General features: G+C 64.3%; 15 protein-coding genes. 8 read left to right on the forward strand and 7 right to left on the reverse strand.

The window, feature by feature from the left end; genetic code table 11:
• Window positions 1-41: 41 nt before the first annotated feature.
• From PLD_RS10365 to PLD_RS10385, 5 genes are all read left to right on the forward strand, one after another.
• Window positions 42-389, forward strand: coding sequence for a hypothetical protein (locus tag PLD_RS10365; protein WP_159892312.1), 348 nt, complete (start codon window positions 42-44; stop codon window positions 387-389).
• Entirely contained in the window at window positions 386-769 is a 384-nt protein-coding gene (locus PLD_RS10370; protein WP_159892314.1) for a DUF2946 domain-containing protein, read from the forward strand. The genes PLD_RS10365 and PLD_RS10370 overlap by 4 nt, the downstream gene beginning before the upstream one ends.
• A gap of 120 nt (window positions 770-889) precedes the next feature.
• Window positions 890-3,058 carry a TonB-dependent siderophore receptor gene (locus tag PLD_RS10375; RefSeq protein ID WP_159892316.1) on the forward strand — a complete coding sequence of 723 codons (2,169 nt, stop codon included), beginning with the start codon at window positions 890-892 and terminating at the stop codon, window positions 3,056-3,058.
• Between the two features lie 67 nt (window positions 3,059-3,125).
• Window positions 3,126-4,610, forward strand: a complete 1,485-nt coding sequence (locus tag PLD_RS10380) for a PepSY-associated TM helix domain-containing protein (RefSeq protein ID WP_159892318.1) — start codon at window positions 3,126-3,128, stop codon at window positions 4,608-4,610.
• Between the two features lie 179 nt (window positions 4,611-4,789).
• Window positions 4,790-5,320, forward strand: coding sequence for a DUF3087 family protein (locus PLD_RS10385; protein WP_159892320.1), 531 nt, complete (start codon window positions 4,790-4,792; stop codon window positions 5,318-5,320).
• Here the strand turns inward: PLD_RS10385 and PLD_RS10390 are convergent.
• Window positions 5,298-8,018 carry a hypothetical protein gene (locus PLD_RS10390; protein ID WP_256674587.1) on the reverse strand — a complete coding sequence of 907 codons (2,721 nt, stop codon included), beginning with the start codon at window positions 8,016-8,018 and terminating at the stop codon, window positions 5,298-5,300. The two genes, PLD_RS10385 and PLD_RS10390, sit on opposite strands and share 23 nt — an antisense overlap.
• A 315-nt stretch (window positions 8,019-8,333) precedes the next feature.
• Here PLD_RS10390 and PLD_RS10395 point away from each other — a divergent pair, with 315 nt between their 5' ends.
• Window positions 8,334-9,116, forward strand: a complete 783-nt coding sequence (locus PLD_RS10395) for a sulfite exporter TauE/SafE family protein (protein ID WP_159892322.1) — start codon at window positions 8,334-8,336, stop codon at window positions 9,114-9,116.
• 16 nt (window positions 9,117-9,132) lie between these two features.
• Here the strand turns inward: PLD_RS10395 and PLD_RS10400 are convergent, their stop codons facing one another.
• The 3 genes from PLD_RS10400 to ampC form a co-directional block, all read right to left on the reverse strand.
• On the reverse strand, window positions 9,133-9,753 hold the full coding sequence (locus tag PLD_RS10400) for a LysE family translocator (protein ID WP_159892324.1): 621 nt from the start codon (window positions 9,751-9,753) through the stop codon (window positions 9,133-9,135).
• 96 nt (window positions 9,754-9,849) lie between these two features.
• Window positions 9,850-10,572, reverse strand: a complete 723-nt coding sequence (gene pcsA, locus PLD_RS10405; protein WP_159892326.1) for a phosphatidylcholine synthase — start codon at window positions 10,570-10,572, stop codon at window positions 9,850-9,852.
• A 321-nt stretch (window positions 10,573-10,893) separates the two neighbouring features.
• Window positions 10,894-12,066, reverse strand: coding sequence for a class C beta-lactamase (gene ampC, locus PLD_RS10410; protein ID WP_159892328.1), 1,173 nt, complete (start codon window positions 12,064-12,066; stop codon window positions 10,894-10,896).
• Between the two features lie 224 nt (window positions 12,067-12,290).
• On the opposite strand from ampC, the gene PLD_RS10415 reads away from it, so the two are divergent.
• Entirely contained in the window at window positions 12,291-13,169 is an 879-nt protein-coding gene (locus tag PLD_RS10415; RefSeq protein ID WP_159892330.1) for a LysR family transcriptional regulator, read from the forward strand.
• Between the two features lie 114 nt (window positions 13,170-13,283).
• Here the strand turns inward: PLD_RS10415 and PLD_RS10420 are convergent, their stop codons facing one another.
• Both PLD_RS10420 and PLD_RS10425 read right to left on the reverse strand, forming a co-directional pair.
• A complete protein-coding gene (locus PLD_RS10420; protein ID WP_159892332.1) occupies window positions 13,284-13,727 on the reverse strand; it encodes a hypothetical protein in 444 nt (147 codons plus the stop codon).
• 105 nt (window positions 13,728-13,832) lie between these two features.
• A complete protein-coding gene (locus PLD_RS10425) occupies window positions 13,833-14,414 on the reverse strand; it encodes a helix-turn-helix domain-containing protein (RefSeq protein ID WP_159892334.1) in 582 nt (193 codons plus the stop codon).
• Window positions 14,415-14,570: 156 nt separating this feature from the next.
• Between PLD_RS10425 and PLD_RS10430 the strand changes: the two genes are divergently transcribed.
• Window positions 14,571-15,455, forward strand: a complete 885-nt coding sequence (locus PLD_RS10430) for a DMT family transporter (protein WP_159892336.1) — start codon at window positions 14,571-14,573, stop codon at window positions 15,453-15,455.
• A 185-nt stretch (window positions 15,456-15,640) separates the two neighbouring features.
• On the opposite strand, the gene PLD_RS10435 is transcribed toward PLD_RS10430, so the two are convergent.
• Window positions 15,641-16,792, reverse strand: a complete 1,152-nt coding sequence (locus PLD_RS10435; protein ID WP_159892338.1) for an MFS transporter — start codon at window positions 16,790-16,792, stop codon at window positions 15,641-15,643.
• Window positions 16,793-16,857 lie beyond the last annotated feature (65 nt).

The following is a 16,857-nucleotide window of genomic DNA, read 5'->3' on the forward strand; positions in this document are numbered from 1 at the left end:
GAACAAACATCTTCGCCACCGAGCCGTGGCTGTTTCAGAGAGTGCTGAAAGATGCTTGGAACTACGCCGACTCGCTGTTCAGCGTGGGCGAAGGCGTCAGCGCCGAAGAGGCGCTGGTGCATGCGGCGTTGTTGCTCAAATGCGCCGAGGAGGTCTGCGATGCAATCACCCAGCAGGGCAGCGGCATCGAGCGCGGGCTGATCTGCCCGCACCCCAACCCACTGCAAAAGCCCAACCGCCCGCACTTTAGTTCTGGTCCGATCCTCCGCCCTTCGGGCCTCGGCTATAAAGCTCGCCACAACCTCACCGCTGGCGGCGCCCTGAGTTTTGCTCGCCATGCTTGGGTGATTTTCCAGTGTTTTTTCCACTGTTTAACCGTGCTGCCATGACCCGTGCCATCACCCACCGCCCTCACATTGCCTGGACGCTGTATTTCTGCGTGCTGTTCAACGTGTTCGCCTGCGGCCTGGGTCATGGACAGATGGCGGCGCTGGAATTCACCGGCGTGGCTGGGCAGTTCTGTCACGCCTTGGGCGAATCGGTATCGACCCTGGATGAGGGCGCCAGCGACAAGACCGGCCCCGGCACCCTGGGGGCTTTTGTCTGTCCCCTGTGTTCGGCGCTGAGCCTGGGCCTGGGGCTGCTGTTCTGCCTGGCCTGGCTGCTGCTGGGGCGCCATTTGGCGCGGGTCAAGGTTGAGCAGCGCAGCAAGGCGCCGCCGCGTTATTCCTGGCCGTCACTCAATCCTCGGGCTCCTCCTCTGAGCTGATTTTGTTGCTTAGCGACTGCCCCGGCCGTCGCGTTTTCCTCATCTTCCGGCAGTGAGCTTGGCGTTGCGTTGGCGACGGCGGCCGGGCGGTGTTCGATGGTTTTTTCCGAGTCCGAGTCCATGAAATTGTTATATCGCTCTCCCCATTGTGCGGTGCTGTGCTGCGCCCTGTCGTTCAACGCCCTGGCCGAGGGCACGCTGCAATTACCGCAGATGCGCATCAGCGCCGACGAGCTGCCTCAACCCGGTCTGCAACTGGATACCCAGACCACCACCGGCTCGCGCCTGGGCCTGACCCCGCGGGAAACCCCGGCGTCGGTCAATGTGGTCAATCGCCAGCAGATCGAACAGCGTGGCGCCGCCAACACCCAGGACATGCTGGCCAGCGTGCCGGGGATGAACGCCGCGGCATCGCCCGGGATGCCGGGTTTTGTCTCCTATCGCGGTTTCTCCGGAGCGCAAATCACCCAGTTGTTCAACGGCATCAGCGTGCAATACGACGCCATCGCCGCGCGTCCGGTGGACAGTTGGATCTACGATCGGGTCGAGGCGGTGGGCGGGCCGTCGAGCTTTCTCTATGGCGCCGGCGCGGTGGGCGGTTCGATCAACTACATCAGCAAACTGCCGTCGCGCATCGAGTCGTTCAATGAAGGGCGGGTCAGCTATGGCTCCTTCGACAGCCGCGAAACCTCCTTTGGTTTCAACCATGCGCTGAACGACGGCGCCGGGCCGCGCCACTACGCGCGCTTCGATGTCAGCCACACCACCAGCAACGGTTATGTCGACCGCGAGCAGCGCGATGCCTGGACCACGGCGTTTTCCCTGCTGACGGATTTCAACGACCAGTTGTCCCACACCCTGGCCTACGAGTACCAGAACGAAAGCGTCGACAGCCCTTATTGGGGCACGCCGGCGCTGAATCCGCTGGGGGGCAAGATGGAGGTGGACAAGCGCCGGCGTTTCGAGAACTACAACGTCAGCGACGGTCGCTATGAACAGCGGGTGCAGTGGCTGCGCTCGATCATCGACTATCAGGTCGACGAGCGCACTTCGCTGCGCAATACCCTGTACCACTACAACGCCGACCGCGAATTCCGCAACCTGGAAAACTACGCCTACAACAGTGACAACAGCCAGGTGGTGCGCTCCGGCATCCTGCTCCAGCGCCACGCCCAGGAGCTTAACGGCAATCGCTTCGAGCTGTTGCATCACAACACGCTGTTCGGCCTCGACAGCCAGTGGTCGGCGGGACTCGACTACAGCCACAACGTGATGAGCAACTACCCGCGTTCGGTGCCGGGTGCGCTGCCCGGCGTTGATCCGGGTGACTTCGATCCGGGCAGTTTCTGGGACTTGCCGGGCATGCGGCGCGGCTTCGAGAAGAACCGCCGCAACCAGGTGGACACCTGGGCCCTGTTCGTGGAAAACCGCCTGCAACTGAGCGATCGCCTGTCTTTGCTCAGTGGCCTGCGCCACGACCAGATCGACCTGCAAGTGACCAACTACCGCGCCGTCACCGAGGCCAACCCGGCGTTCTTCCAGCGTAAATACCGGCCTACCACCGGGCGCCTGGGACTGGTGTACGAGTTGACCCCGGCGGCCAACGTCTACGTGCAATACAGCACCGCCGCCGACCCGCCGGCAGGGATCCTGACCACCGCCAGCTATGGGCAGGTGCGCGACTTTGACCTCAGTACCGGCAATCAGTGGGAGATCGGCAGCAAGCTGGATTTCCTCGATGGCCGTGGTTCGGCGACCCTGGCCGCCTACCGCATCGAGCGCAAGAACCTGTCCACCGCCGACCCGAGCAACCCCGGCAGCAGCCAGCCGGTGGGCCAGCAATCGTCCCGCGGTGTTGAGCTGGCCGGTTCGTTGCGGGTCACGCCCCAGCTGTTGGCCGAAGGCAACTTCGCCTATGTCGATGCGCAGTACGACGAGTTCTATGAAAACGTCGGCGGGCGCCCGGTGTCGCGCAAGGGCAACAGCCCCACTAACACCCCGGACAAAGTGGCCAACCTGTGGCTGGCCTACGACATCGCCCCGTCCTGGCAGGTAGGCACCGATGCGCGCTACGTGTCGTCGGTATACGCCAACGCGGCCAACACCCGCTATGCGCCGGCCTACACGATCTTCGGCGCCTTTGTCGGTTACCAGTTGAATGCCGATACGCGGATCACCGGGCGGGTGCGCAACCTCACCGATCAGGTCTACGCCCGCACCACGGGGCAAACCCAGCTGTACCTGGGCGCGCCACGGACCTTCGAGCTAACGCTGCAAACGCGTTTTTAACCTGAGCCAGCGGGGCGCCTGGCAGCGCCCCGCGCCTCTGTGAGATGGCTGTTCTGTGAGAGCTGTGATGAAGCGTTATTTGTACCTCTGGCACCGTTGGCTGGGCATTGTCGCCTGCCTGTTCATGGCCCTGTGGTTTATCTCTGGGGTGGTGATGCTGTATGTCGGCTACCCCAAGTTGACCCCCGCCGAGCGTCTAGGGCATTTGCCGATGCTGGTCCTGGAGGGAGAGGGCGTGGAGTTGGAGCAGGTGCTGCACGCCGCCGATCCCGAGCAGGCGCCGTTGAGCATCCGCTTGACCACGGTGGCCGGTGCGCCCCGTTACATCCTCGAATACCCGGGGCCGCGCAAGGTGGCGATCGAAGCCGATAGTGGCCTGCCGGCGCTGCCCACCGATCGGGTCGAGGCCTTGGCCGCGGCCCGTCAGTTCGCGCCGGGGGCGGCGGTGCGCGATCGCGGCGCGGTGCAGGGCGACATGTGGAGCCAATCCCGGGTCCTGGACGCCGACCGGCCTTTGTATCGGGTGGCTACCGCCGATGCCGAGCGCCGCTTGTTGTATGTCTCTGGCACCACCGGCGAGGTGGTGCGCGATGCCACCGCCACCGAGCGCGGCTGGAACTGGATCGGCGCCTGGCTGCACTGGCTGTACCCGTTGCGGGGCATTGGCATCGATGGCGCCTGGGGGCCGATCGTCACCTACCTGGCCCTGGCCGCGACCTTGATGGCCATGCTCGGTCTGGCCGTGGGGCTGCTGCGTTGGCGCTTCACGCGCACCTATCGCAATGGCTCGCGCTCGCCGTACCAGGGTTTTGCCCGCTGGCACCATGTCGGCGGGATGCTGTTTGGCGTGCTGCTCATCACCTGGATCTTCAGCGGTCTGATGTCGATGAACCCGTGGAAGGTCTTCAGCAGCGCCCAGCCCCTCTCGCTGGCGGCTTATCAGGGCAGTCCGTTGCAGGCCGCGGCCTTTCCCCTGAGTGCCGGGCAGGCCGTGCAACGCTTTGCCGATGATGGCCTGCAGGCCCGGGAACTGGAGTGGCGGATGATCGGCGGCAAGGGGTACGTCATCGGCTACGACGGCACCGGGCGCACACGGATTCTGTCCATGGCCGATGGGCAGGTACTGCGCCAGTTCAGCCCGGGGACGTTGCAGCAGGCGGCCTGGGCCATCCGCCCCGAGCGGCCGATGATCGTCCAGCAACTGGCGGCCTACGATTTTTATTACTACGCCCGCGAGCCCCACAGCATGATGGGGCATCTGCAGCAGCGCCTGCCGGTGCTGCGGGTGCGCTTCGACGACCCGGCCCGCACCTGGCTGCACCTGGACCTGCACACCGGCGCGGTGGTCAGCCAATTGGACCAGCCGCGTCGCGCCTCGCGCTGGCTGTTCGCCCTGTTGCACAGCTGGGACTGGCTGCCGCTGCTGGCCAACCGGCCGTTGTGGGATGCATGGATGATCCTGTTCAGCGTCGGTGGTTTGCTGATCAGTGTCAGCGGCGTGGTGCTGGGCTGGCGGCGCCTGGGGCGTTCGTTGAAGCAGGGCAGGGGGTAGGTGTAAGGGGCTGGATCCTGGCTCCAGGTGCTCTCGCTCCAGGGCTCTGGGGCCACCCTGAGCCATGACCCGGATCATGCTTTTGCTTCTCCAAGGGCAATTTTACCCACCGGCACCGCCCCCAGCGGTGATAATGCGCGCCAGCCCATTCTCTTCAGCCAACGGAGCCCGTCGCGCCCATGTTCGTCATCACCCCGCAGGACCCTGAGAGTTACCGGCGGCAAACCCGTCGCAGCACCTTGATCATCGCGCTGGTGTTCATCGCCCTGGCCATGCTGTTTTCCAGCGCCGCGGTGGCGCTGTTCGGTCAGCCCGGTGGCGACAACCTGGTGTGGAACGCGGCGGGAGTGTTCACCGGCTTGCTGATCAGCGCGGCGCTGCTGCGCAGTGTGTTCTGGAGCCAGCCGTGGATGGCCGCGGCGGTGTATGGCTGGCGTCTCAAGCGCAGCCTGATGCGGGTGACCAATGTCATGCATCAGGTCACTGCCGGGGTCGCGGCGGGCGATCCGGCGGCGCTCAAGCTGCTGCGTTTCTATCATCTGGGGTTGATCCAGATGCATCAGTTGGACGCCAACTCCAGCGCCCACGGGCAGATGCTCGGTGAGGTGGAGCGGCATCTGGCGCTGCTGGCCGAGCAGGGCATCGATCCGCAGCAGGAGCGTCTGGAGGCGCAGTGGCTGGAGGCGGTCAAGGCCTATCAGCCTCGCTGAGGTCTAGCGGCTGATCCGGCCTGCGGTGCTTCGGCGCGCCGGTTTGCTCAAGGTAGCGCCACAAGGCATCGGCTATTTCGCTGGCGTGTCCTGGCTGGCCAAACAGCTTCTGGCCGATGTTCAGCCCCAGTTGCCGGTAGCTTTCAAACTGCGCTTCGTCGAAGAACTGGTCCACCGTGCTCTGGTTGGGAAAGTCCGGATGGGTCTGGGCGTAGTTGACTACGTCGGGCGTCAGCCCGGCAATCAGCCGCGGTTTGAGCACCAGGATCCGGCAATGGGGCTTGGCCGCAAGATCTGTCTGGGCACCACTGGTGTGGGCGTAGACGTTGAGCAGCAGGGCGCACTTGTGGCTGTCGGTGCTCACGGGCTGCCGGAACTCCTCAAGGCTGGCGAACACCGCCTTGAGTTGCGGGTGCGCCAATACTCCCGGATCTTCGCGGATTTCCAGGGCTTGGTCGATACGCGCCAGGCGGATCAGGTTGGCCAGGTCGCCGAACTGATAATCCGGATCGCAGCCACAGTCGCAGGTGACGATCAGTTCCACATGGCGCCCGGTGCGCAGCAGTTCGTAGGTCGCGGTGTTGTCAAAGTGCCCGCCATCGGACAGGTACTGGTAGTCGCGTCGGTAGCCATGAAAGCGTGCGGTGAACTCGTAGAACAGGTAGGCCTGGTTGCTGAAGTAGGTCCAGGGCTTCAGGTCTCGTGGCCGCCACTGTGATTGACCCGGGTCGAGGAAGCGGCTGGGCCACCAGATGCCCAGCCGCACATTGGCCAACCCCAGGATCAATGACATGCCCAGGCTGGTGGCCCGGCCCAGACCGGTGCTGAAGGCGGCGCCGGACACGCCGATCCACTGGCCCAGGCTCAGTGGCTGCATGATCTCCGAGGCCAGGGCCTGGCTCAGGTCGCGGCAATAAGGCTTGCCATCCAGGGTGTAGCGCTCGGCCGGGTTGTCATGGCCGACGGGCTCGCCGCCCAGGGTTGGGGCCCAGTTCGGTGCGATGCACAGCGGCTGGCCTTTGCGGTCGCGCTGCACCAGTTGCTCGGCGGGGTCCACGGTCAGGTTCATGGTGACGTTGATCAGGTGCACCGGCCCTGCGCTAGGAACGGCGTAGTACTGCTGCAGCGACAGGTCGTCACTGGGCATCGGTTCGGCCACGCTGAGGTAGGTACGGCGCTGTTGCGGTGGGCCATTGAAGCGTCGGCCGTTGGAGGCGCCAAGGTAGGCGCGGATCAGCCGTGCGCTGTAGAAGGTCTGCAGCGACGAGGTGTTGAGGAAGCCGATGAAGCGTCCGCTGACGCAGACCAGCACAGCGGCCAGCAAGCTCAAGGCGAGCAGGCGCCAGGCGGTCGTGGTGTCGTTCGGCAGGGGGCCGCCATCATGGGCGATCCATTGCACCAGCAGCGCCCAGCACAGACATAACAGGGTCAGCAGCAGGCTTCCGGCGATCAGCGCCAGCACATCCAGGGGCAGTGTGCGCATCCAGCCGGGCAGGTTTTTTTCATCCTTGAGCAGCACCAGGCGGCGGATCAGCCACACCAACAGTCCCAGTAGTAGCGGGGTGCACAGGGCCTGGTAACTGAGCAGGTAGTCATATAGCGCTTCGGCGCCGGTCACCAGCAGGGCGAGGAAACCCAGGGTTATCACGGCCACTATGGCGTGACCCAGAGCGCGGGTGATCTGCACCCGGTAGTTGCGCACGCAGTTGTTGCAGCGGGGGTCTTTGCTCGGGTCGCGCTGGCGGGCCAGCTTGCGCACCAGTTGCCAGCTGATCAGCAAGGCGCTGCTGCCGACCAGGGCGGCAGCCAGGGTCAGGGTGCCCACTGCTTGCCATTGGGCCATGCGGTATGCAAAGGCTCCGCCAATCCACAAGCCGCCGACAATCGCCAGCAGGCTGCGGAACGCAGCATTGCTGAGGGTCGGCGGCTGATCCAGATCGCCCTGGGGGATCACCAGCCAGTACGCCACGGCGCAGGGCAGGGCGAACAACAGGGCGGCCATCAATGGCCAGATCAGTAAGCTGGCATCGCTCAGCACCTGGAACAGGGTCAGCAGGCTCAGCAGCAGAAGAATTGGCAGACCGATCATGGCGTGCAGCGACAGCCAGTTACGCCAGGTCATGGCCAGGGCGTACAGCATGTCACCGGAGCCGGTGGGGGTCAGATAGCGGCCGTTTTCCCGCAGCCAGGCAGTGGGGCCCTGGCCCACGGGCTGCTCACGGTAGTCGACGCCGGTGCTGATACGTCCCGGAGGTTCGAAGCGCAACGTTTGGTAGGCCTCACGGGCGGCCTGCGCCACCGTGTCATGAGGGGCTTGGTCCCGCAGGCGCCCGGGGAGGAACAGGCTGGAGAAGAAGCTGCCGATGTAGCCGCCGCCACTGACAGTGGACAGGTAGTCGACGCGCGACAGCAGGCTGTTTTCCGCAGCCGCAGCCGCAGCCGCAGCCGCAGCCGCAGCCGCAGCCGCAGCCGCAGCGGGTTGCGCTGGCTCGTCCGGCAATGTCGGCGCCGGTGCCCGGGCCATGGCCTGTAAAACGCCGAGGCAGAAGGTCGCGCTGCGGATGCCGCCGCCAGAAAGTGCCAACCCCCAGTTGGCTCGGTTGAGAAGGGGGTGGCCGGGGGCTTCCTGGTGCAGGCTCAGGCGTCTGAAGCGGATGCGTTGTTGCTCGATCGAGTACGGGGTCGAGTCGGTTGTCATGGGCCTTCCTTGGAATCGAGGGCGGGGCAGGGCCAGGGCGCCCCGACCAGCGCTCAGCAGAATACCGGATGCCGTGGCTCTGGTGTGCAGTGGGCCGGCTCGCGGCTTGATTGCCGGTGTTGCGAGCCTCGGCGCGGGAATGCCTTTGTCGGCGTGCGGTGCGGGCAGGCAATGGGTGCGCTGGATAGGTCTGGCGCCTGAACAATACGACCCTGGTTATAACGTTAGATTTTATTCATATAAATGGTCATAAGCTTTAGCCGCTATGCTGCCGCCAGTTTTTCACCTGGCCGTGTGATGTGTAGGGCTTTATTGATGGATGTGGGTAACTTCGGTTTTGTAATCGCAGGCTTGGTGGTCGGATTTATCGTCGGCATGACCGGCGTGGGTGGCGGTTCGCTGATGACCCCGATCCTGCTCTGGTTCGGGATCAATCCGGCCACCGCCGTGGGCACTGATCTGTTGTACGCCGCCATTACCAAGTCCGGCGGGGTGCTGGTGCATCAGAAGAACCGCAACATCGATTGGCGCATCACCGGCTGGCTGACCCTGGGCAGCGTACCGGCCGTGGCGGTGGCCCTGTGGTTTCTGAGCAACCTCGACACCGATTCCCAGGCCCTGAACACTGTGATCAAGCAGGCCCTGGGCTTCGTTCTGCTGCTCACGGCGCTGGCCATTGTCTTCAAGAAGAAGCTCATGGCCTTTGCCCAGCGGCATGGCGGTGATTACCAATTGAGTCCCACGGGCCTCAACGGTCTGACCGTGGTCACCGGGGTCATTCTGGGCACCATGGTTGCCCTGACGTCCATCGGCGCTGGCGCCCTGGGCACCGTGGCGCTGTTTATTCTCTATCCGTTTCTGGCCACCAAGCGTCTGGTCGGGACCGAGATTGCCCATGCCGTGCCCCTGACCCTGGTGGCCGGCCTGGGCCACGCCAGCATGGGCAACATGGACTGGCACCTGCTGGGTTTCCTGTTGATGGGGTCGCTGCCGGGAATCTGGATCGGCAGCCACATGACCGGGCGGGTGTCCGATGAAATCCTCCGGCCGTGCCTGGCGGTCATGCTGTTCTCCATCGGCTACAAGCTGGCCTTCTGAAATTGGCCGCGGCGCTTCAGCTGCGGCGATACACCGCGAGAAACCCCGCCAGCGACAGCATCGTCGCGCCGCAGCATTGATTGAGCCGGCGCATGCCGCTGGCGCTCAGGAGTTTCGCCGCCTGCACCCCGCCCGCGGCATACAGGCCCATCACCAGCACCTCGACCAGCGCCGTCACCAGCGCCAGGGTGGCGTACTGGATGAAGACCGGTTGGCCGGGGTCGATGAACTGCGGCAGGAAGGCGGTGAAAAACAGCAGCACCTTGGGGTTGGTCATGGCCACCGAGAAACTGCGCCGGAATACTTCGCGCCGCCGCGAACCGGCGCGCACCTGCTGGGCGCCGAGGGCCTGGGGCGCGCTGCGCCAGAGCTGGATGCCGAGCCAGGCCAGGTAGCACACCCCGACCCATTTCAAGACCATGAACAGCTGCTGCGACGCCATCAGCATCGCCCCCAGGCCGAGACCCACGGCGGCGATGATCAGCACATCCGAGAGCGCCGCGCCGGCCATGCCCACCGCCACCAGCTGGCGATTGCGCGAGGTGCCGTTGGCCATGGCCAGCAGCGAGGTCGGGCCGGGGATCAGTGCGCCGATAAAGCAGCTTGAGGTGTAGAGCAGCAGGGTGGTGGTGTTCATCGCAGTGTTCTCGTCGGGCGGGTGGCGAAGTCGACACAGCATGCACCCGCTCGGTGCAGGTTTAAAGGGATGCGCCGGGGGCTTGTCGCTGACCGCTTATGGCTTGGGGCTGCCCCTGACCCATTCCTGCGCCGAACGCCACAGGCACACGCCGAGAAAGTAGGCCGAGGCCGCCAGCCACAGGCCCATGATTGGCGGGCTGAGTAAAGGGTGGCTGAGGATCAGCAGGGCGCCGCTGAGCAGCCAGACGAAGGTCACGACGATGTTCAGCCCCATCCATTTGCGCACCCGGAACGGATGCAGGAACTGCACCCGCGTCGCAGTCAACAGGGCCAGGACGAGGATGCTCAGCAAGCTCGGCCAGGGGCCGGGTTCGATCAGGTAGAAGCACAAGGCGACCACGTTCCAGGCGGCGGGAAAGCCTTGGAAGTAGTTGTCGTGGCTCTTCATGTTGACATTGCAAAAGCACAGCAGCGACGACAGCAGAATCAGCGAAGTGGCCAGCAGCGCGCTGTACTCCGGCAGGGGAATGTAGCGATAGATAAACAGCGCCGGGATGAATACATAGGTCAGGTAGTCGATCACCAGGTCAAGCACCGAGCCGTCGATATTCGGCAGCACCGAGTGAGTCTTGACCTTGCGCGCCAACGAGCCGTCGACGCCATCCACCAGCAGTGCCACCCCCAGCCACAACAGGCAGGCCTTGGGCCGGTTGTCGAACAGCGCCAGGGTGGCGAGCAGGGCGCTGACCACGCCGGTGGCGGTAAAGCCATGGGCGCCCCAGGCTTTGATTCTGGCAATTTGCAAGGTCGATATCACGGGGCGTTTCTCCGGCGGCTGTGGTTCCCGGACAACACCGCGGTGTGCAAGCGGCGGCGCTGGTCCAGGTTGCAGTTATCGACCGGGAAGCCTGGCAGAAGGTTCAGCCCTACCCCTGAATCAGGCTCGCTGCGGGCCTTGCGGTCGTTGCCGCGCTCCGGGGAATCGTGCGTTGCACAACTGGCCGAGGTGAATGGTCGACAGGGATCGCCTGAGTCTAGGCGCCATCGCCGAAGCAACAAGAAAAACGCCACCTGGCGCTGAAGACCGGTGGCGTTCTCTATCGGCTGCCCCAGGGCGGCGCGGTGCTGTGCTGCTCGGTTACTTCGACGCCTCCAGGACGCTGAGGATCTGATGAGCCGCCTTGATCCGCTCCTGGTTGGGGTAGTTCTTGTTGGCCAGCAGGACGATGCCGATTTGTTCGCTCGGGACAAACAGCACGTAGGCGCCGAAGCCGCTGGTGGAACCGGTCTTGTTGTACAGGGCGTCTGCCTTGGGCGGCTGGGGCGGGGTCAGCCACTCTACCGGGTGCGGTTCGAGGGCCATTGGCGTCGAGTTGCCGGCCATCAGCCGCGCCAGCGGCACCGGGTAGTCATAGCGCTCCCAGCCCAGGCCCTGGGTCATGTCGCCGACTTGGTAGTAACCGCCCTGAGTGCTGGCGATGGCTTTTTGCAGGGTGTCGTCCAACGACTGCGGTTGCAGGTTGTCGGCAATGAACTGCAGCAGGTCCGGGGCACTGGTCTTGACCCCGTAGGCCTCAGCGTCCAGGGGGCCGGGGCTGACCCGGATCGGCTTGTTCTGCTTGTCATAGCCCTGGGCGTAGTGAGCCTGCTGGTCCTGGGGCACCTTGATGTAGCTGTGCTTGAGCCCCAGTTTGGGGAACAGGCGCTTTTCCAGCAGTTGTTCGTAGGGCTGGCCCAGGCTGCGGGCGGCGAGGTAGCCGAGCAGGCCGATGCTGGGGTTGGAGTACAGGCGCTGGGTGCCCGGGCTGAAGGTGGGCTTCCAGGTGTTGTAGTAATCCAGGATCTTGTCTTCGCCCTGGACCTCATCGGGGAACTGCAGCGGCAGTCCACCGGCACTGTAGGTGCCCAACTGCAACAGGCTGATGCCGTCGAAGGCGCTGCCGCGCAGGGCCGGCCAGTACTGGCTGGTGTGGTCCTCGAGGGCCAGCTTGCCGCTGGCCTGGGCGTAGCCGGCCAGGGTCGCGTTGAAGGTCTTGCTCACCGAACCCACTTCGAACAGGGTGTGGTTGTCCACCGGCTGTTGATTGTCCTTGGAGGCAAGGCCGTAGTTAAAGTAATGTCGCTTGCCGTTGGCGATGATCGCCACTGCCATGCCGGGAATGCCCTGCTGGTGCATCAGTGGGCGGATGGTGGCGTCCACGGTGGTTTTCAGACGGCTGTCCTGGGGGCTCTCGGCCAGGGCGTCGACGCTGCCGAGGAGCAGTACGCAGGCGCTGATGATGCCTAATCCGGTTGAGGTTTTATGGCGCATGATGGGCTGTTTTCCATGGGTTCTGATTTTTTTGCCGCCTATTCCCAGCGGCTTTGCGGCTTCGGGGTGCTTTGCGGGAACCCCGGGGCGCAGTGCTCGCGAAGTCTTCCCGACAAGGGAGAGCGTGGTCAGCGCTGCGCGAGCGAGGCCAATGTAGGCAGTCTGCGCAGGATCGGCAAACGACGATATTTCGCAGGAGCCATTAGAAAAACTAGGGAATGCCCATGCTCCGTCCACACCTGCCCTTGAACGCGCTGCGGGCTTTCGAAGCCTCGGCCCGTCATTTGAGTTTCACCCGCGCCGCCATCGAACTCTGCGTGACCCAGGCGGCGGTCAGCCATCAGGTCAAGAGCCTGGAGGCCCAGCTCAACGTCACCCTGTTCAAGCGCCTGCCCCGAGGGCTGATGCTGACCAGCGAAGGCGAGACGCTGCTGCCGGTGCTGCGGGACTGCTTCGACCGTATCGCCCAGACCCTGGGGCGTTTCGAGGGCGGGCACTACCGTGAGGTGTTGACGGTGGGGGCCGTGGGCACCTTTGCCTTGGGCTGGCTGTTGCCGCGCCTGGGGGATTTCCGGGCGCGCTATCCTTTTGTCGACCTGCGCCTGAGTACCCACAACAACCGTGTCGACGTGGCCGCCGAAGGCCTGGACTACGCCATCCGCTTTGGCACGGGAGCCTGGCACGGCATCGAGGCCCTGGAGCTGATGCAGGCGCCGCTGTCGGTACTGTGCACGCCGCAGATCGCCTGTCAGTTGGACAGTCCGGCGGACCTGTTGGGCCAGACGCTGTTGCGCTCCTATCGCAACGATGAGTGGCCGCAATGGTTCCAGGCGGCCGGTTTGAGCGCCAATAGCCAATTGCCCCAGAGCATTGTTTTCGACTCGTCCCTGGGCATGCTCGAAGCGGCTTTGCAGGGAGGGGGCGTGGCCCTGGCGCCGCCGCTGATGTTCGAGCGGCAACTGGCCAGCGGCGCGGTGGTGCAGCCATTCCAGATCGGTATCGTCACCGGCAGCTATTGGCTGACCCGTTTGCAGTCCAGGGCCGAGACAGCGGCCATGAGCACGTTCAAGGGCTGGTTGCAGGAGCGGGTGGCGGCTCAATAACGCCAGCGCCCCAAGTATCCCCCCGCTGGCTGGCGTGTCGGCGGTGGTTCGGTGCATGGAGGGCTTGATGGGGAAACCTCGCCTGTCAGGGCCCAGGCTGAACGGAGGCGGTGCTCAGTCGCGCTGCCCCGGCCAGTTTGCGCTGGGGAAATAGGCTTCCAGGCCGGGTTCCTGGTGTTCGACGCCGTCCCTGACCCAGTAGCAGGTGAGTCGTGCGTAGTTGTCCAGATCGCTGCCGACCAGGCAGGTGGAGCTGTGCCCCGGCCAACGAAAGCGCAGCACATTGGTCTCGGCAATGATTGCCCGTTCCACCTTGCCGATGGCGGTACTGGTCTTGCCTTCAAGGGTCTTGACCAGGGTCAGGACTTGGTTCTCGAAGCGGATCTGCGCGGTGCCAGAATAGGTCGCGCCGCCATCCGGGTCCTTGCCGATAAACAGGTAGTGGCCGGGCACCATGGCGTAATAGAAGTGCGGCTCCGGGGCTTGGGCGGCGTGAGCGGCGAGGCTGCCGAGCAGCAGGCCGAGGAGGGTGCTGGCCACGCGGGGTAAAGGCGGCATCGGTGGTTGATCCTGCGGCTGAGGTGGTGGACATGATTCCAGACTTGGCGGCTCAGATAAATGCGTGTTGCGCGCCCGGGGCTGGATAGGGTGAAAGCAGCTGGGTCAGCGGTGTTCGATCAACATCACGGCCATGGTGTCCGCTTCCAGTGCTTCAAACAGGTGCGGGACGCTGGCGCTGTAGCGGATGTAGTCACCTGGATTGAGGCTCGTCGGGTTGCTGGCCGGACCGACCAATGCCCGCCCGCTGCAGAGAAACACATGCTCCACGGTACCGGGCAGGTGCGCTTTGGATTGTCTGGGTTGGCCGGGTTGCACGGTCAAGCGGTACAGGTCGCGTAACGCGCCCACTGGGCAATCGTCGAGCAGGGTCGCGGCGTAGTGGGCATCCTCGGCAAGCGCCGTCGCTCCTTCGTTGGCGCGGATAATTTTCAGGTCATGCGCCGGTTGTTCAAAGAACCGGGTGACTTGCAGGCCCATGGCCATAGCCAGCGACCACAGGGTCTCAATGCTGGGGTTGCCGACACCGGCCTCCAATTGGGACAGCGTGGATTTGGCCACCCCGGCGCGTTTGGCCAGTTCCGTCACCGACAGTCCGGCGTTGAGGCGTTCGCGTTTGATGGCCGTGGCCAGCAAGCCAATGGGCGATAGTGATGGGGTGTCCGAGGTGTTCGTTTTGTTGATCATATGTTTTTTAAATCATCCTTTTGGTGCTTGACGAGCGCCGTTTGCCTTGATCATTATGTCGATCAAATGTTCGTTATAAAAGATTATTGTTTGTGCAATTGGGCTGGGTCATTGGCTCGGGCATGGGTGAGTGCGAGCCACGAGGACGGTGAATAGATGAAGGTGAAGTCCCGAGCCAGTCTGCAGATGACCTGCGCCATGGTGATCTCTGGCACGGTCGGTTGGTTCGTCCTGGCTTCGGGGCAGCCGCCTCTGGTGGTGGTGTTCTGGCGTTGCTTGTTCGGTGCTCTGGCTCTGCTGCTGGTCTGCGCGGGCTTGGGCGTGTTGCGGGACCATCGACTGTCCTGCTGGCAGGCCCTGTTGATCAGCCTGGGGGGGCTTGCCCTGGTGCTCAATTGGCTGTTGTTATTCAGCGCTTACCAGCATGCGTCGATCGCGGTGGCCACGGTGGTCTATCACACCCAGCCATTCATGCTGGTGGGCCTGGGTGTGCTGTTTTTCAACGAGCGCTTTTCATGGAGCAAGGCGGGTTGGCTGTTGATCGCCTTCGCTGGTATGGCGTGCATTGTGAGCGCCAAGTCCTCTACCGGGGCCAGCGGTGCCGCCTACCTCTACGGGGTGCTGTTGGCGTTGGGTTCAGCCTTCTTCTACGCCATCGCCGCAGCGATTACCAAGCGTTTGAAGGAGGTACCGGCGCATTTGATCGTGCTGATTCAGATGCTGGTCGGTGTGGTGGTGATGGGGCCTTTCGCTCGCCTGGCCGAGGTGGGGCAGATTCAGGATGCCTGGGTGTACCTGATCGCCATTGGGGTGATTCATACGGGGCTGATGTCGACGCTGCTCTATGGCGCGATTCAAGAGATTCCTACAGCACTGGTGGGAGCGTTATCGTTCATTTACCCAGTGGTGGCGATTCTCGTGGACTGGGTCGCGTTCGATCATCCGTTGAGTCTGCTGCAGTTACTGGGCGCCGTCGCCATCTTGCTGGCGGCCGCTGGAATGACCTGCGCCTGGACCCTACCGATCACTGGCCGGAGATGACCTGCATGGGGCTGAGCCTGCGTCTTATGGTTTTTCCTTACCACGAATGCGTCCTCGTCCTGCATTGCCTGGCCCACTTAAAACCGTGCCTGGGGGACTGGCTGGTGGCGGGGCAGACCCATCTGTCTGTCGAGTCACCGCGCTGGTATTCGCGTTAGCTTGGTCGGCGATCGCCAGGGCAGGCTTTACACCTTGAGCACCTTGCCGCTGGCGGCCACTGCCAAGAGCAGCACGGCGATGAGGCCGAAGGCCGCGCTCAGGCTGCTGCCATGGGCGATGAAGCCGATCACCGCCGGGCCGGCCAGGATGCCGGCATAACCCAGGGTGGTGATGGCCGGGACGGCGATGCTTTCGGGCATGACCTTCTGCTTGCCCACGGCGGTGTAGAGCACCGGCACGATGTTCGAGCAACCCGCGCCCACCAGGGCATACCCCAGCAGCGCCGCTTCCCAGGCCGGGGCCAGGGTGGCCAGCAGCATACCGGCCGCGGCGGTGCTGCCACCGATGATGATCACCCGGCGTGCACCCAGGCGATGGACGATGGCATCCCCGGTCAGCCGGCCCAGGGTCATGGTCAGGGCAAAGGCGGCGTACCCCAGGCCGGCGTAGGCCGCATCCAGGCTGCGCTCGGCGGTGAGGAACACCGCGCTCCAGTCCAGCACCGCGCCTTCGGCGAGGAATACCACAAAGCACAGGCAGCCAATGAACAGCACCACGCCGTGAGGCATGGCAAACGCCGGTCCGGAACTCTGGCTGCCGTAGGGCAGCATGTGCGGGGCGGCCTTGAACAGCGCCAGCAGCATCAGGGCGATCACCACCAGGGTCGCGCCCAGTGGCGACAAGCCCAGCGCCAGAAGGGCGCTGACGCCCGCCGCGCCGACAATTCCGCCGAGACTGAACAAACCGTGGAAGCCCGACATCATGGTCTTGCCGCTGGCCCGTTCGACGATCACTGCTTGCAGGTTGACCGTAGAATCCACGCCGCCAAGCCCGGCGCCAAACATGAACAGCGCGCTCATCAGCAGCGGGATCGAGGTGACGGTCGCCAGCAGCGGCAACGCCAGGCAGATCAATAAGGTGCCGCCGGCCATGACCCGGCGACAGCCGAAGCGTCCGGCCAGGGCCCCGGCCAGGGGCATTGCCAGGATCGAGCCCACGCCCAGGCACAACAGCAGCAGGCCCAGGGTGCCGTCATCGAGCCCGGCGCGGGCCTTGGCGTAGGGCACCAGCGGCGCCCAGGCCGCGATGCCGAAACCGGCGATGAAGAAGGCGATGCGGGTGGACATCTGTTCGAGGCGGCCGGGGGCGGCCTGGACATGCGGGTTGCTGGCGGTCATAAAAATCCTTGGCGGTCGGGCGTCAGCGAGGGACAGACGTGGACTGACCGGTTGTGCTGTCGCAC

It is taken from the genome of Pseudomonas sp. LD120 (genome assembly GCF_009861525.1).
Lineage (GTDB): Bacteria > Pseudomonadota > Gammaproteobacteria > Pseudomonadales > Pseudomonadaceae > Aquipseudomonas.

Coding starts and splice junctions, on each gene's coding strand:
- PLD_RS10370 (WP_159892314.1), top strand. CDS start 386: ATGACCCGTGCCATCACCCACCGCCCTCACATTGCCTGGACGCTGTAT.
- PLD_RS10375 (WP_159892316.1), top strand. CDS start 890: ATGAAATTGTTATATCGCTCTCCCCATTGTGCGGTGCTGTGCTGCGCC.
- PLD_RS10380 (WP_159892318.1), top strand. CDS start 3,126: ATGAAGCGTTATTTGTACCTCTGGCACCGTTGGCTGGGCATTGTCGCC.
- PLD_RS10385 (WP_159892320.1), top strand. CDS start 4,790: ATGTTCGTCATCACCCCGCAGGACCCTGAGAGTTACCGGCGGCAAACC.
- PLD_RS10390 (WP_256674587.1), bottom strand. CDS start 8,018: ATGACAACCGACTCGACCCCGTACTCGATCGAGCAACAACGCATCCGC.
- PLD_RS10395 (WP_159892322.1), top strand. CDS start 8,334: ATGGATGTGGGTAACTTCGGTTTTGTAATCGCAGGCTTGGTGGTCGGA.
- PLD_RS10400 (WP_159892324.1), bottom strand. CDS start 9,753: ATGAACACCACCACCCTGCTGCTCTACACCTCAAGCTGCTTTATCGGC.
- ampC (WP_159892328.1), bottom strand. CDS start 12,066: ATGCGCCATAAAACCTCAACCGGATTAGGCATCATCAGCGCCTGCGTA.
- PLD_RS10415 (WP_159892330.1), top strand. CDS start 12,291: ATGCTCCGTCCACACCTGCCCTTGAACGCGCTGCGGGCTTTCGAAGCC.
- PLD_RS10420 (WP_159892332.1), bottom strand. CDS start 13,727: ATGCCGCCTTTACCCCGCGTGGCCAGCACCCTCCTCGGCCTGCTGCTC.
- PLD_RS10425 (WP_159892334.1), bottom strand. CDS start 14,414: ATGATCAACAAAACGAACACCTCGGACACCCCATCACTATCGCCCATT.
- PLD_RS10430 (WP_159892336.1), top strand. CDS start 14,571: ATGAAGGTGAAGTCCCGAGCCAGTCTGCAGATGACCTGCGCCATGGTG.
- PLD_RS10435 (WP_159892338.1), bottom strand. CDS start 16,792: ATGACCGCCAGCAACCCGCATGTCCAGGCCGCCCCCGGCCGCCTCGAA.